Origin of the sequence: Oricola sp., from assembly GCF_022763245.1 — a bacterium.
Taxonomy (GTDB): Bacteria; Pseudomonadota; Alphaproteobacteria; order Rhizobiales; family Rhizobiaceae; genus Oricola.
On record NZ_JALEGV010000012.1, the window covers coordinates 154,787 to 169,245 of the forward strand.

At 68.7% G+C, this 14,459-nt stretch carries 14 protein-coding genes; 8 read left to right on the forward strand and 6 right to left on the reverse strand.

The window, feature by feature from the left end:
- Positions 1-37 precede the first annotated feature (37 nt).
- Together MRY80_RS04975 and MRY80_RS04980 are read right to left on the reverse strand one after the other, a co-directional pair.
- Positions 38-514 carry a GNAT family N-acetyltransferase gene (locus MRY80_RS04975; protein WP_293288645.1) on the reverse strand — a complete coding sequence of 159 codons (477 nt, stop codon included), beginning with the start codon at positions 512-514 and terminating at the stop codon, positions 38-40.
- A 10-nt stretch (positions 515-524) separates the two neighbouring features.
- Complete coding sequence (locus tag MRY80_RS04980) at positions 525-734, reverse strand: hypothetical protein (protein WP_293288647.1); 210 nt, start codon at positions 732-734, stop codon at positions 525-527.
- A gap of 183 nt (positions 735-917) precedes the next feature.
- Between MRY80_RS04980 and hemF the strand changes: the two genes are divergently transcribed.
- The 3 genes from hemF to MRY80_RS04995 are packed head-to-tail and all read left to right on the forward strand — an operon-like array spanning position 918 to position 2,574.
- Entirely contained in the window at positions 918-1,832 is a 915-nt protein-coding gene (gene hemF, locus MRY80_RS04985; RefSeq protein ID WP_293288649.1) for an oxygen-dependent coproporphyrinogen oxidase, read from the forward strand.
- 13 nt (positions 1,833-1,845) lie between these two features.
- Positions 1,846-2,358 carry an MOSC domain-containing protein gene (locus tag MRY80_RS04990; protein ID WP_293288651.1) on the forward strand — a complete coding sequence of 171 codons (513 nt, stop codon included), beginning with the start codon at positions 1,846-1,848 and terminating at the stop codon, positions 2,356-2,358.
- Between the two features lie 33 nt (positions 2,359-2,391).
- Positions 2,392-2,574, forward strand: a complete 183-nt coding sequence (locus MRY80_RS04995) for a DUF1059 domain-containing protein (RefSeq protein ID WP_293288653.1) — start codon at positions 2,392-2,394, stop codon at positions 2,572-2,574.
- On the opposite strand, the gene MRY80_RS05000 is transcribed toward MRY80_RS04995, so the two are convergent.
- The 3 genes from MRY80_RS05000 to MRY80_RS05010 are packed head-to-tail and all read right to left on the reverse strand — an operon-like array spanning position 2,566 to position 5,044.
- Complete coding sequence (locus tag MRY80_RS05000) at positions 2,566-3,828, reverse strand: CCA tRNA nucleotidyltransferase (RefSeq protein ID WP_293288654.1); 1,263 nt, start codon at positions 3,826-3,828, stop codon at positions 2,566-2,568. The genes MRY80_RS04995 and MRY80_RS05000 overlap by 9 nt on opposite strands.
- Positions 3,825-4,469, reverse strand: coding sequence for a CoA pyrophosphatase (locus tag MRY80_RS05005; protein WP_293288656.1), 645 nt, complete (start codon positions 4,467-4,469; stop codon positions 3,825-3,827). The genes MRY80_RS05000 and MRY80_RS05005 overlap by 4 nt, the downstream gene beginning before the upstream one ends.
- The gene (locus tag MRY80_RS05010; protein WP_293289613.1) at positions 4,466-5,044 is read right to left on the reverse strand and encodes a DUF1285 domain-containing protein; all 579 of its coding nucleotides are present in this window, start codon (positions 5,042-5,044) and stop codon (positions 4,466-4,468) included. The genes MRY80_RS05005 and MRY80_RS05010 overlap by 4 nt, the downstream gene beginning before the upstream one ends.
- A 197-nt stretch (positions 5,045-5,241) precedes the next feature.
- On the opposite strand from MRY80_RS05010, the gene MRY80_RS05015 reads away from it, so the two are divergent.
- The 5 genes from MRY80_RS05015 to MRY80_RS05035 all read left to right on the forward strand — a co-directional run bounded on the left by MRY80_RS05015 (position 5,242) and on the right by MRY80_RS05035 (position 13,466).
- Complete coding sequence (locus MRY80_RS05015) at positions 5,242-6,255, forward strand: MoxR family ATPase (RefSeq protein WP_293288658.1); 1,014 nt, start codon at positions 5,242-5,244, stop codon at positions 6,253-6,255.
- Positions 6,256-6,258: 3 nt separating this feature from the next.
- Positions 6,259-7,191 carry a DUF58 domain-containing protein gene (locus MRY80_RS05020; protein ID WP_293288660.1) on the forward strand — a complete coding sequence of 311 codons (933 nt, stop codon included), beginning with the start codon at positions 6,259-6,261 and terminating at the stop codon, positions 7,189-7,191.
- A complete protein-coding gene (locus tag MRY80_RS05025) occupies positions 7,191-10,040 on the forward strand; it encodes a DUF4159 domain-containing protein (RefSeq protein WP_293288662.1) in 2,850 nt (949 codons plus the stop codon). The genes MRY80_RS05020 and MRY80_RS05025 overlap by 1 nt, the downstream gene beginning before the upstream one ends.
- Before the next feature lie 4 nt (positions 10,041-10,044).
- Complete coding sequence (locus MRY80_RS05030) at positions 10,045-12,129, forward strand: hypothetical protein (RefSeq protein WP_293288664.1); 2,085 nt, start codon at positions 10,045-10,047, stop codon at positions 12,127-12,129.
- A gap of 239 nt (positions 12,130-12,368) precedes the next feature.
- Positions 12,369-13,466 (forward strand): tRNA-dihydrouridine synthase, encoded by a 1,098-nt coding sequence (locus MRY80_RS05035; protein WP_293288666.1) that lies wholly within the window; start codon positions 12,369-12,371, stop codon positions 13,464-13,466.
- An 18-nt stretch (positions 13,467-13,484) separates the two neighbouring features.
- On the opposite strand, the gene MRY80_RS05040 is transcribed toward MRY80_RS05035, so the two are convergent.
- Complete coding sequence (locus MRY80_RS05040; protein WP_293288668.1) at positions 13,485-14,438, reverse strand: dienelactone hydrolase; 954 nt, start codon at positions 14,436-14,438, stop codon at positions 13,485-13,487.
- Positions 14,439-14,459: the final 21 nt, after the last annotated feature.

The following is a 14,459-nucleotide window of genomic DNA, read 5'->3' on the forward strand; positions in this document are numbered from 1 at the left end:
CGCTCGACCGATCTTGCGGTTCTTGCCGGATCGCCCGTCAGGACCGCGAGAGCCGCTCCGACACGTCGCGCGGCTCCGCCCGCATGTCGCAATGCGCGATCCCCGCCTCGAAATAGTCCGGCGAGCAGATTGCAAACCCCAGCCGCTCGTAGAAAGGGGCCGCCTGCGACTGGCTCGACAGGAAGAAATGCCGGCCTTCATTGTCGGGGTCGGCGCCCAGATCGCCCATCATGAAGCGCATCAGCGCCTCGCCGATCCGCCGGCCGCGCATGTCCTTCAGGACCGCCACCCGCTCGATCTTGATCCTGTCGTCCAGCAGGCGCGCCCGCGCCGCCGCCACGGGCCGGCCATCGAGTTCGGCCAGATAATGGATCGCCTCGCCCTCGCGCCCGTCGCGCTCGATCGCCGGATCGACGGCCTGCTCGTGCTGGAACACGGTCTCGCGGATCGCCAGGCAGGCGTCCATGTCTTCGCGCGTTCCGGCGCGCCGGCAGATGGGGCGTTTCTCGGTCATGGTGTCGGGCTCAGTCGGCCGTCGGCAGGCGGCGCATGGTGAATTCGATCACGTCGCCGTCGAGCACCCGCCAGCTTTCCACCTGCGTCCAGTAGGCGGCCTTGGGGTAACGGTCGAACCATTCGCGGGCCTTCAGGCGGGCGGCGGGGCGTCCAAGTCGGTAGGTTTCACGCACGAAGCTGTCGTTTCGCGCCGTCGCGATTTCGCGGCTCTTCGCCATTTGTCGGCCAACGGCCGATCGGGGTGGCTTGGGTGGAAGCATGATTCTGTCCCCGCAGTGATGTGAAGTTTAGATGGTAACGCCCCCCTGTCAATTCTAGCGTGCATGACGTTGGGTCACCCTTGGCAGCACCTTGCCGAATCGGTAACCCCTGTTGGCAGTGAGCAATATCGAGAGTCTGCCATGCAGCAACGCCCTGACCTGCCCTTCGGCCTGCCGCAGGACATCGAGGAAAAGAAGGCCCGGGCGAGCGTGTGGTTCGAGACCCTGCGCGACCATATCTGCGCCGCCTTCGAGCAGATCGAGGACGAACTGAGCGGCCCCTTCTCCGATTATGCGCCCGGCCGTTTCGAGCGCCGCCCGTGGCAGCGCCACGAAGGCGCGGGCGGCGGCGGCGTGATGTCGATGCTCTATGGCCGAGTCTTCGAGAAGGTCGGCGTCCACACCTCAACGGTCTATGGCGAGTTCTCGCCCGAATTCCGCGGCCAGATCCCCGGCGCGCAGGAAGACCCCCGTTTCTGGGCCTCCGGCATTTCGCTGATCGCCCATCCGCAGAACCCCAACGTGCCGGCCGTGCACATGAACACCCGCATGGTCGTCACCACGAGCTGGTGGTTCGGCGGCGGTGCCGACCTGACGCCGGTGCTCGACCGGCGGCGCAGCCAGAACGACGGCGACGCCGTCGCCTTCCACAAGTCCTTCCAGCTCGCCTGCTCCAAGCACGCCGTCGCGGACTACCCGAAATTCAAGCGGTGGTGCGACGACTATTTCTACCTGCCGCATCGCGACGAGCCGCGCGGCATCGGCGGCATCTTCTACGACTGGCAGCATTCCGACGACGCCGACGGCGGCTGGAACGCCGATTTCGCCCTCACCCAGGATGTCGGGCGCACCTTCCTGATCGTCTATCCGCATCTGGTGCGCAAGAATTTCAACACGCCCTGGACCGAGGACGACCGCGAGGAGCAGCTCATCCGCCGCGGACGCTATGTCGAGTTCAACCTGCTCTACGACCGCGGCACGCTGTTCGGCCTGAAGACCGGCGGCAATGTCGATTCCATCCTCTCCTCCATGCCACCCGCGGTGAAATGGCCGTAAGCGGCCCGATGCCGTGACCGAAACGATCGCCGAACTGACCGCCCGTTTCCCGAGACCCGGGACGGTGACGTGGATCGGGGTTCGCCCCGAGCGCAAGGCGCCGCTGGTCCCGGTCTCCTCGGTCGCGATCACCGAAAACGGCCTCGCCGGCGATCACCGCAAGCGGCCAGGCAAGCGCGCGGTCACGCTCATCCAGGCCGAACATCTGCCGGCCGTCGCGTCGCTGGCCGGGCTGGAAACGCTCGATCCGGCGATCCTGCGCCGCAACGTCGTCGTCAGCGGCATCAACCTGATCGCCCTTCGCAACCGCACGTTCCGGCTCGGCGGCGCCGTGCTGCGCGGCACCGGCCTCTGCGCGCCCTGCAGCCGCATGGAACAGGCACTCGGCCCCGGCGGCTACAACGCCATGCGCGGCCATGGCGGCATCACCGCCGAGGTCGTCGCCCCCGGCGAACTGGCGCTCGGCGACGCATTGACATGGGACAATGCGGATGCCGCGCACATTGGCGACACTTCCTCGCGTTAAGGCAACCGTGCCTGCAATGGAGGAGGAGAACCCATGAAACAGTACGATTGCATCGTTCCGGGCTGCGACTGGAAGACCCACACCGAGGAGGAAGCCGAGATCGTGCGCCGTGCGTCCGAGCACATGCGCCAGGCCCATGAGGAAGCGTCCATCCGCCCCAACATGGTCGAACAGATCAAGGCGCATATCCGCGACGAAGACGCCCAGTCAGCCTGATTTGGCCGCGTCGCCGACGGCGTCCAGCAACGTCTGACGGTCGAGGCGGAAGCCGCTTTCGACCCAGCGGTCCTCGAGATCGCGCAGCACCCGGCCCATTTCGGGGCCGGGTTTCATGCCGGCAGCCTTCAGGTCGGCGCCGGCGAGCGGAAAGGCCGGCTTTTTCCAGTTTTCCGAAAACCGCGCCAGCCGCGCATAGCCGGCGACCGTTTCCAGCCATGACGGATTGGCGTCCGCCTTGCTGCGGGCCAGCGCCAGCGCCAGCCGCACGCGGTCGCTGACCGCCTCGGCCTTCGACCGGTAGAGCAGTTTCGCGAATGCGCCCTCCGAGAGATCGGGCCGGGCTTCCGGCGCGGCGGCCCATTCGGTCAGCCGGTCGCGATCCGCATTCGCCATCTTCCAGCGCGTCGCCACGGCCTTCGCCTCCGCCGCGCGATGCGGGATCATCGAGGCCAGCCGCAGCATCGGGTCCCCCGGCCAGCCGAAGGCCTTTTCGGTGGCGATCAGCCCCGGCAGCGCGTCGGTGCCCCATTTTTCCGATTCCGGCAGCACCCGGCTCAACACGCCCGTCTGGCGCATCCACAGGATCGCCCGCGACGGATCGGGCGCGGCGAGCAGCCGGCGCATCTCGGTCCAGACGCGTTCCATAGAGAGGCCGTCCAGCCCGTCTTTCAGCCGCGCGCAGGCCAGCAGCCCGTGCGAATCCGGCCGTCCCGCCCCGTACCAGGCGAAGAAACGGAAGAAGCGCAGAATCCTCAGATAGTCCTCGCGAATGCGCTCCTCCGGCTCGCCGATGAAGCGGATCGTCTTGGAGGGAATGTCGTCGAGCCCGCCGATCAGGTCGACGATCGTGCCGTCCGCCTCGCAATAGAGCGCGTTGACGGTGAAGTCGCGCCGTCGCGCATCGGCCTCCCAGTCGCGGCCGAACCGCACCTTGGCGCGCCGCCCGTCCGTTTCGACATCCTCACGCAGCGTCGTCGCCTCGAAACCGTGATGCGCCGCGACGATGATCACCGTGCCGTGCTCGATGCCGGACGGCACCGTCTTCAGGCCCGCCGCCTCGGCCCGCCGCACGGTCTCTTCCGGCAGGCAGGTGGTGGCGATGTCCACGTCGCCGATCGGTTCGCCAAGCAGGTGGTTGCGCACCGCACCGCCGACGATGCGCGCCTCCTCCCCGTCCCGTCCGAGCACGGACAGGATGGTCTGGAGGCTTTCGTCATGCAGCCAGTCGGCCTCGATCCTGGTCGCGGTCACGAATAGAGCCTCTGATACATCAGGTGGATGATGCCGGCGGTGACGCCCCAGATATACCAGTCGCCATAGGGCATCTCGAAATAGTTCCGCTTGTGGCCGGCCACCACGCTGGTGCCGCGGCGGTGATTGGCCTCGTCCATGAGGAAGGCGAGCGGCACCTCGAACACCGCGTCCACCTCGTGCGGGTTGGGTCGCACCTGATAGCCGGGCGTCAGCACCGACAGCACCGGTGCGATCCGGAACCCGGACCCGGTCATGTAGTCCGGCAGCCGCCCGACGATCTCGACATGGTCCGCCCCGATGCCGGTCTCCTCCTCGCATTCGCGCAGCGCTGCAGCCTCGGCGTCAACGTCCTCGGGATCGATCCGCCCGCCCGGAAAGGCGATCTGGCCGGAATGGGTGCGCAGGCTCGCGGCGCGCTGCGTCAGCAGCACCGAGGGCGCGTCGGCATGGTCGATCACCGGAATGAGCACCGCTGCCGCGCGCAGCGTCCGCGCCCGCAGGTCCTCGGTGATAGTCGGATTGAGGTGATGGTCGCCGAAATCGTCGGCGTCCGGATGCCAGCCGCGCTCGACCGCCCGCGAGCGGAAATCGTCCACCGTGAAGGCCCGATCCGGGAAAATGGCGCCCGCCGCCGTCATCGCGACGCCCTTTCCAGTTCGTCGGCCGGCATGACGGCGAAGGTCTCGCCGCCCGAGCGCACCGCGAACACCTCGCCTCCGCCCGTCTCGACCGTATCGCCCAGTTCCACGAGGTCGTACATCACCGCCCGGCTCACCAGCGCTTCCAGGCGGCCGCGCACATGCAGATAGGGCTTCAGCCCGTCGCTGCCTTCTTCCGCCTCGAAGCGCAGCTCATGGTCAGGCCCCGCCTCCACCACGTCGCCGACATTGGTGCGAAACGTCAGCACCTGGTCCGGCCCGCGATTGGAGACATGCATCTCGACCGCCAGGAACGGCGCGTCCTCCACCGTGATCTCGATCTTCTCGACCGGCGTGACGAGATAGGTCTTGCCGTCGGCGTCCTTGCGCAGGACCGTCGAGAACAGCCGCACAAGCGGCGCCCGGCCGATCGGCGTGCCGAGATAGAACCAGGTTCCGTCGGCGCGGATCCGCATGTCGATCGCGCCGCAATCGGGCGGATTCCACTTGTCGACGGGCGGCAGGCCCTTCACGCCCTGTGTCGCCCGCGACAGAAGCGCCTGCAGCCCGCCCATGTCGCGCGGCGCATCGCTCTTGGCAGGCGCGCTCTTTGCCGCATCCCCTGCCTTGCCGCTGCCCGAATTTGTCACTTTGTTTGTCATGCGCCCAAATCGGCGTGGAAAACCGTTTCAGTCACGAATTAGTCAGTCATTGGCGGCTTGTCAGCACCCCAGACTGAATTACCTTCTGACAGGATAGGACGGAGAGGCCCATGAGCATCGAGACTGCCGGCGAAACGCTGAACGAATCCGAGGTGATCGAAAAGGCCGAGGCCGCGCTCGCCGACATCAGGTCGATGCGCGCCGAAATCGGCAAGGTGATCTTCGGGCAGGAACAGGTGGTCGAGAACGCCATCGTCGCCATCCTGTCCGGCGGCCACGCCCTTCTCGTGGGCGTTCCGGGCCTCGCCAAGACCAAGCTGGTCGACACGCTGGGCACGGTTCTCGGCATCTCCGCCGGCCGCATTCAGTTCACGCCGGACCTGATGCCCTCCGACATCCTCGGCTCCGAGGTGCTGGAGCAGTCCGAGGACGGCAAGCGCTCCTTCCGCTTCGTCAAGGGGCCGATCTTCACCCAGCTGCTGATGGCCGACGAGATCAACCGCGCCTCGCCCCGCACCCAGTCGGCGCTGCTGCAGGCGATGCAGGAATATCACGTCACCTTCGGCGGCGAGCGCCACGACCTGCCGGCCCCCTTCCACGTGCTGGCGACCCAGAACCCGCTCGAGCAGGAGGGCACCTATCCCCTGCCCGAAGCCCAGCTCGACCGCTTCCTCTTGCAGATCGACGTCGATTACCCGTCGCTGGACGCCGAACGGAAGATCCTGCTGGAGACCACCGGCACGCAGGAACAGACCGCCGAGGCCGTCTTCACCAGCGAGAAGCTCTCCGAACTGCAGCAGCTCGTGCGCCGCATGCCGGTGCCCGAAAGCGTCGTCAACGCCATCCTCGAACTCGTCCGCTCGGCCCGCCCCGGCACCGGCCACGCCGCCACCGACGCGCATGTCGCCTGGGGTCCGGGTCCGCGCGCCAGCCAGGCGCTGATGCTGTGCTCGCGCGCCCGCGCCCTCTATGACGGCCGCTTCGCGCCGTCGATCGACGACGTGAAGGCCCTGGCCGAGCCCGTGCTCCAGCACCGCATGGCGCTCACCTTCGCGGCGCGCGCCGAGGGCGTCAGCGTGCGCGACGTGATCGCCGATCTCGTCCGGTCGCTGGACCAGGCCTGACGCATGGCGACGGTCGGCGCGCGTCACTCACCGGAGGATCGCAGCGACGCGCTGGCGCGCGCCCGCCTGCGCGCCGCACTCGTGCCCGATCTCCTGATCGAGGCGCGCCGCATCGTCACCACCGTGATTGCCGGCTGGCACGGCCGCCGCAAGCGCGGCATCGGCGAGACCTTCTGGCAGTTCCGCCCCTATGTCGCCGGCGAGACGCTCGCCAAGATCGACTGGCGGCGTTCGGCGCGTGACGACCACACCTATGTCCGCGATATGGAGTGGGAGGCCGCCCACACGGTGTGGCTGTGGGCCGATCCGAGCGAATCCATGCTGTTCAAGTCGCGCGCCGCCACCGTGTCGAAGGAATCGCGCGCGCTTGTCCTCACCCTGGCGCTGGCCGAACTCCTGTCGCGCTCCGGCGAACGCATCGGCTATCCCGGCCTGCTGAAACCCGTCGCCGCGCGCAACGGCGCCGAGCGTCTGGCCATGGCGCTCGCCAGCTCCCACGCGCTCACCCTGCCCGACAAGCCGCAGCTCGACATGGTCAAGCGCTACAGCGACGTCGTGCTCGTCAGCGACTTCCTCGATCCGCCGGAAGAAACGCTCGCCGATCTCGACGCCATCGCCAAGCGCGGCGCGCGCATGCACCTGCTCGAGGTCGCCGATCCGGCCGAGGAGGTCTTCCCCTATGCCGGCCGCACCGAGTTCGAGGACCCCGAAACCGGCGTCCGCCTCACCGCCGGCCGGGCCGAACATTGGGGCGAGGCCTATCAGACCATCTATCACGCCCGCCGCGAGGCGCTGCGCGACTATTGCCGCCGGCTCGACTGGAGCTTCGCCGTCAACCGCACCGACCGACTCGCCTCCGAAGCGCTCGTTTCCCTGCATGGCCGCCTGACCGGCCAGCCCGCCGCCAGACAGACAACCGCGAGAGGCGCCGCCTGATGCTCGGTCTCCCCCTCTCCTTTGCCGCGCCCGCCATCCTGTTCGGCCTCGCCGCCCTGCCGGTCATCTGGTGGCTCCTGCGGCTGACGCCGCCCAAGCCCCGCACCGAGATCTTCCCGCCGCTGCGCCTCCTCGCGCAGGTGATGAAGCACGAGGAAACGCCGGCGCGCAGCCCGTGGTGGCTGACGCTGCTGCGCCTCCTGATGGCGACGCTCGTCATCCTCGCGCTCGCCCGCCCCGTGCTCAATCCGGTCGCCGACATCGCCACCGGCGACGGCCCGCTCGCCCTTCTGGTCGACAATGGCTGGTCCACCGGCCGCGACTGGGATGCGCGCATGGCGCAGGCCGCGCAACTCGTCGAAAAGGCCCACGAGGCCGGCCGCACAGTGGCGCTGGCCTTCACCGTCGCGCCCGACAACGCCCAGGTCGCGCTCGCCAAGCCGACCGACCTGCTGCCCGTCCTCGCCGCCGCGACGCCGATCGCGGCGAAACCGGACCGGGTCGCTGCCGTCAACCGCCTCGCAGCCGCCCTCGCCGACGCGCCGCCGGCCTCGCTCGCATGGCTCTCCGACGGGCTTGCCGCGAGCGAACGCGACGAAACGCTCTCGGCGATCAATGCGCTCGATCTCTCGGAAGTCCTGCTCTTCGACGCCGGCATCGACGATCTGCGCGCCATTCGCGGCGTCGACAACACGCCGACCGGCTTCAACGTGCGCGTCCAGGGGCCCGACGGGCTCTCCACCGGCGCCGATCCGGTTCCTGTCTCCGCCTTCGACGAGAAGGGCCGGCTTCTGGCCGAGACCGCGGCGCTGTTCGAGGACGGCAGTGCCGAGGCCACGGCCCGTTTCGAGGTGCCGTTCGAATTGCGCAACGATTTCGCGACGATCCGCATCGCCGGCCAGCAACAGGCCGGCGGCGTCTGGCTGGTGGACGAGAATTCCCGCCGCCGCCGCGTCGGCCTCCTGACCGGCCAGGCCGGCGATCTCGACCAGCCGCTCCTCTCGCCGCTCTATTACATCCAGCGCGCGCTGCAGCCCTTCGCCGATCTGGTCGAGGGCAAGACCGGCGACCTTTCCGTCGACGTGCCCGCGCTCCTCGAACAGGGCCCGGCGATGATCGTCATGGCCGATATCGGCGTGCTGCCCGAGGCCGCGTCGCAGGCGCTGGCGGAATGGGTCGAGGACGGCGGCACGCTCGTGCGCTTCGCCGGCCCGCGCCTTGCCGCGACCGCCGGCGACGATCCGCTCCTGCCCGTCGAGATGCGCCTCGGCGAACGCACGCTCGGCGGCTCCTTGTCCTGGACCGAACCGCAGCCCGTCGCCGCCTTTCCCGGCAACGGCCCCTTCGGCGGATTGGAAGCCCCGCGCGAGGTCACCGTCAACCGGCAGGTGCTGGCCGAGCCCGGCCTCGATCTCGCGGCCCGCACCTGGGCCAATCTCGCCGACGGCACGCCGCTGGTCACCGGGGCCGCGCGCGGCGACGGCACGCTCGTCCTGTTCCACGTCACCGCCGAGGCGACATGGTCCAACCTGCCGATCTCCGGCTCCTTCGTGGAGATGCTGCGCCGCATCGCCAACCTGTCGCGTAACACCGGCGCCATCCAGCCCGGCAATTCCGGCGTCGAGGCGGAGGCCCTTGCGCCCTATCGCATCCTGGGCGCCGACGGCGAACTGACCACGCCGCCGTCCCATGTCCGCCCGCTCGACGCAGCGGCGTCTGCGACGCCTGCGAGCTACACCCACCCGGCGGGGCTCTACGGCACGGCCGACGGCTTCGTCGCGCGCAACGTGCTCGTCGCCGACGACACGCTCTCCCCGCTCGGCACGCCCGCCTTCCAGGCGGCCAGCACGGTCTTCGCCTATGACAGCGGCGAGGAAAGCGACCTGCGCGGCCCGCTCTTCCTGATCGCGCTCGCTCTGCTCGCCCTCGACACGCTGGCGGTCCTGTGGATCAACGGCCGCCTGCGGCTTTTCGGCAAGGGCCGCGTCGGCATGCGCGAGACCGGGCACGTCGCCGCGGCGCTCGCCCTGGCCGTCGTCGCCGTCGCGCTCACCGTCGCCATGCCCGCCCTCGCCCAGGAGAGCGACGAGCGGCCGGGCGACGCCGAGATCGTCGAACTTCTGGAGACGACGCGGCTCGCCTATGTGAAATCCGGCAATCCCGACACCGACGACGTCAGCGCCGCCGGCCTGTGGGGCCTGACGCGTTATCTGGAAAGCCGCACCGCGCTGGAGCCGGCCGAACCCGTCGGCCTCGACCTGGAGACCGACGAACTCACCTTCTATCCGCTGATCTATTTCCCGATCGACATCACCGCGCCGATGCCGTCGGAGGCCGCCATTTCGCGGCTCGACGCCTTCATGCAGGGCGGCGGAACCGTGCTGTTCGACACGCGGGACCAGCTGACAGCCTCCTTCGCGGGCGCCGCGTCGTCGCCGGAAAACGAGCGCCTGCGCGACATTCTGCGCGGCCTCAACATCCCGCCGCTGGAGCCCGTCCCGCCGGACCACGTCCTGACGAAGGCCTTCTACATCCTCGACCGGTTTCCGGGCCGCTATGACGGCTCGCCGCTCTGGGTGGAGGCGTCAGCCACGCAGGAGACGGTCGAGGACCGCCCGGTGCGCAGCGGCGACGGCGTGACGCCGATCATGATCACCGGCAACGACCTCGCCGCCGCATGGGCGCTGGACGAAAGCGGCCGGCCCGTCTTCCCGACCATGTCGTCGGACCCGCTGCAGCGCATCTATGCCTTCCGCGCCGGGGTGAACATCATGATGTACATGCTCACCGGCAACTACAAGGCCGACCAGGTCCACGTGCCGGCGCTGCTGGAAAGGCTGGGGCAGTGACGCGATGACCAGCTTCTCCCTCGATTTCGCGCCGCTCACCGCGTGGTGGCTTCTCGCCGTCGTCTGCCTGCCCGTCGTCGCGCTGGTCGGCTGGGCGCTCGTCTCGCGCAGCCGCGGCGCCGTGGTGCGCGCCGGCGCCGGTGCGGCGCTCGCGCTCGCCATCGCCAATCCGGTCGTCAACGAGGAGGAGCGCGCGCCGCTCACCACCGTCGTCCCGCTCGTCGTCGACCGCAGCCAGAGCCAGAAGCTCGGCGGCCGCATCGAGACCGCCGACAGCGCGCTCGAGACGCTGAAGGAACGCCTCGCCCGCTTCCCGCAATTCGAGGTCCGCGAGGTCGAGGCCGGAACCGGCGCCGCCGAGGGCGCGCAGACCGAAACGCGGCTGTTCGAGGCGCTCGCCGCTGCCATCCGCGACGTTCCGCCGTCGCGCCTCGGCGGCGCGATCATGATCACCGACGGCCAGGTCCACGACGTGCCGCAGGGCGAGACCGGCCTGCCGCCGAACACGCCGCTGCATGTGCTGACCACCGGCGCGCCCGGCGAATATGACCGCAAGATCGAGTTCACCCAGGCGCCGCGCTTCTCCATCACCGGCCAGCCGACCGAGATGATGTATCACGTCGTCGATTCCGGCGACGGCGAGGCGGCGGCCACGGTCACCGTCGAGATCTTCCTGAACGGCGAGCGCGTCGGCAGCGAGACCGCCGTTCCCGGCGTCGAGACGCCGCTGGACCTGACGCTCGACCGCGCCGGCGCCAACATCATCGAACTGGCGGTGGAGGAATGGCCTGGCGAACTGACGCTCGCCAACAACCGCACCGTCGCCGAGATGCAGGGCATCCGCGAGAATCTGCGCGTCCTGCTCGTCTCCGGCGAGCCGCATTCGGGCGAGCGCACCTGGCGCAACCTGCTGAAGTCCGACGCCTCCGTCGATCTCGTCCATTTCACCATCCTGCGCCCGCCGGAGAAACAGGACGGCACGCCGATCAACGAATTGTCGCTCATCGCCTTCCCGACGCGCGAACTCTTCGTTGAGAAGATCGACGATTTCGACCTGATCATCTTCGACCGCTACCAGTACCGAAACGTGCTGCCGTCGCTCTATTACGACTACATCGCCGAATATGTGCGCGGCGGCGGTGCGTTGCTCGTGGCCGCCGGTCCGGAATATGCCGGCGAGACCTCGATCGCCGAAACCCCGCTCGTCGCCGCCCTGCCCGCCCGTCCGACCGGCGTGGTCACCGCGCAGGGCTATTTCCCGCGCATTTCCGACGAGGGCAAGCGCCACCCCGTCACCCGCACGCTGGAAGGCGGCCAGAGCGAGCCGCCAAATTGGGGCCGCTGGTTCCGCACCATCGACGTCGATCCGCCGGAAGGCATCGTCGCCATGCAGGGCCCGGACGATCGGCCGCTCCTGGTGCTCAACCGCTTCGGCGAAGGCCGCGTCGGCATGATCCTGTCCGACCATGGCTGGCTTTGGGCGCGCGGCTTCGAGGGCGGCGGCCCGCATGTCGGCCTCTATCGCCGGGTCGCGCACTGGCTGATGAAGGAGCCGGAGCTGGAGGAAGAGGCGCTGACCGCGTCGAGCGACGGGCAGACGCTGACCATCCGCCGCCAGACCATGGCCGACGAGGTCGAACCGGCCCGCCTGCGCTCGCCGACCGGCGTCGAAACCGAGGTCGAATTGCAGGACAACGGCAACGGCGTCTTCTCCGCCCGTATAGAGGCCGACGAGGTCGGTCTCTACGAGATCGTCCAGGGCGAATTCAACACCCTCGCCCATGCCGGCCCGGTCGACGCGCCCGAATACCGCTCCATGATCTCCACCACCGAGCTGCTGGAACCGGTCACCGACGCCAGCGGCGGCTCCATCCGCCGCCTCCTAGCCACGTCGGGCGCGCTGCGCGTCCCCAACATCCTGCCCGTGCGCGCCAATGCCGGCGCCTCGGGAACGGACTGGATCGGCCTGCGCACCACCGACGAGACCGAGTTGCTCGGCGTCACCCGCTACTCCCTCTTCTCCGGTTTCCTCGGCCTGGCGCTGCTGCTGATGGTGCTCGCCGGAACCTGGGTGCGCGAGGGGCGCTAGGGCGAAGGGCAGCTCGCCGGGAATACCGTCACGAAACCCGTCCGAGTGCGCCAGCGACCGTTCGAAACGTCGCGCCGGCCGTTTTCGACAACGCCGTCTATGAAGCCTTTCTGCCCATCTTTTGAGCAGAAAGCGCCACGTCTTGCCTCGGCTTCACATCGGCATGGCCGGGCGCCGAAAAAAATGTTGACTGATTGATAAAATTTTCGGTCCTATGGAGCCCAACCCGGGAGCGCCCCATGACGAGCAAGCTTGCAACACACTTCACTGGCCTCGAGTTCGTGAACCCCTTTGTCCTGGCCTCCGCGCCGCCGACGGAAAGCAAGGCCAAGATCCTCAAGGCCTTCGACGCCGGCTGGGGCGGTGTCGTGACGAAGACGATCGGCCTGCACCCGGTCGAGAACGTCGCCGGCCCCAAGACGATCTATCAGCGCGCCAGCGAGACGAAACCCTATGTCTCCCGCTACAAGCGGCCCGACACCGTTTCTCACTCCTCCTGGAACTGGGAGCTCATCTCCGACCAGCCGCTCGATCTGTGGCTCCCGGACCTGGAAGAGATCAAGACGACCTATCCGGACCGGATGCTCATCGCCTCGATCATGGCCGGGGCCGGCTCCGAGGAGGAGATGGAGAACTGGCGCAAGCTCGCACGCGCCTGCGTGAACGCCGGATGCGATGCGATCGAGCTGAACATGTCCTGCCCCCACATGGACCGCAAGGACATGGGCGCGCATATCGCCAATGACGAGGAGATCATCACGACGATCCTCAACGCGGTCACCGAGGCGGTCAGCGTTCCGATCTGGGTGAAGCTGACGCCGTCCGGGTCCAGCCTCGTCGACGGGGCCGGCGCCGCCTACGCAGCCGGAGCGGCGTCGATCTCGATCTGCAACACCTTTCCGTCTCTTCCGCTCATGGACCCCGAGACCCTGAAATTCGAGGTCGAGGTCGACGGGCTGGTCACGTCCGGGGGCCTCGGCGGGCTGGCGATCCTGCACCAGGCGCTGCAGCGCGTCTCGGATGTGTCGCGGGCCTTCCCGAACGAATCGATTTCCGGCATCGGCGGGATCAAGGGCTTCCGCGAAGCCTTCAACTTCATCGTCCATGGCGCCGGAAACCTGCAGGTCTGCACGGCTGCGATGGAGGAGAAGGGTAGTGGTGGCGTCGGCGTCAACCTCATCCGCGAGCTGACCGGCGATCTCGCCGATTACCTGCAGGACAAGGGCTATTCGTCGATCGAGGACTTCCGGGGGATCGCACGCGACAGGGTCGTCGAACACGCGCGAATCCGCCGGAAGAGCGAAGCCTATAACGGCGGCTACGCCAAGTCGGCGTAGAGCGGCGGATCGCCGCGATCAGCTTCCAACGCCCTTGCGCGTCGTGACCCGGGCGAGCGCCGATGCCGGCCCGGCAAGCGCGCCGCTGGCCGTCGTCCAGGCGTCGGGTTCGACGCCGAGCGCGGTGCGCAGCCAGGCGAGCGTCAGCCGCTTGGTGGCCTCCAGAACGTCGGGCGCTTCGGTTTCGGTCTCGCGCGCGTCGAGCGAGGCGATGCCGCCGAGCCCGTGGCCGACGCCGCGCATGGACAGGAACGCCTCGGCGCCGGGGCCGTCCTCAAACGCGTCGGCATGCCACTCCGGGCCGCGCGGCGTGAAATGCGGATCGTCCGCGTCCCCGCCGACCACGAGGGTGCGTGTGACGAGCGTGGAGAAATCGACGTCGAAGAACGGGAACCGCTCGGCGCTTTCCGGCGTCAGGTCGCTGCCGCCGCGCCCCGGCGCCGTCAGCATCATCCCGGCCGCAAGGCGCGGATCACGGAAATCCTCGCCATGCAGATTGGCGCCCAGCAGCAGGCCGACGGTGTATCCGCCGAAGGAATGGCCCGCCGCCGCCACGCGGGCATGGTCCAGCCGTCCGGCCAGCGCCGGCGCCTGCCCCTCGATCTCGTCGAGGCGGTCGAGGACGGCCTTCATCTCCGCCACCCTTTCGCGCCAGAAGAACGGCGCGCCCTCGGCGTCCGCCGGCAGGCCGCCGACGCGGGAACTGGCATGGGTCGGCTGGATCACGGCGATCCCGCGCTCGGCCCAGAACTGCGCCAGATGCGCGTAGCCGTCCTTCGACGGAATGTAGTTCGACGGGCCGTGCCCGTGCGAGAAAACGACGACGGGAATGTCCGTGCCCGCGGCGGGCGCGGTGACGCGCAGTTCCAGCGGCTGGCGGCCCTCCATCGCAAGGACAACAGGCGTGTAGGCCACGGTCAGCGCAGGCTCGGGCGTGGGGATATGTCGGGCAAGGTCGATCAGGTTGTTCATGGTCGGTCTCCGGAAAACGGG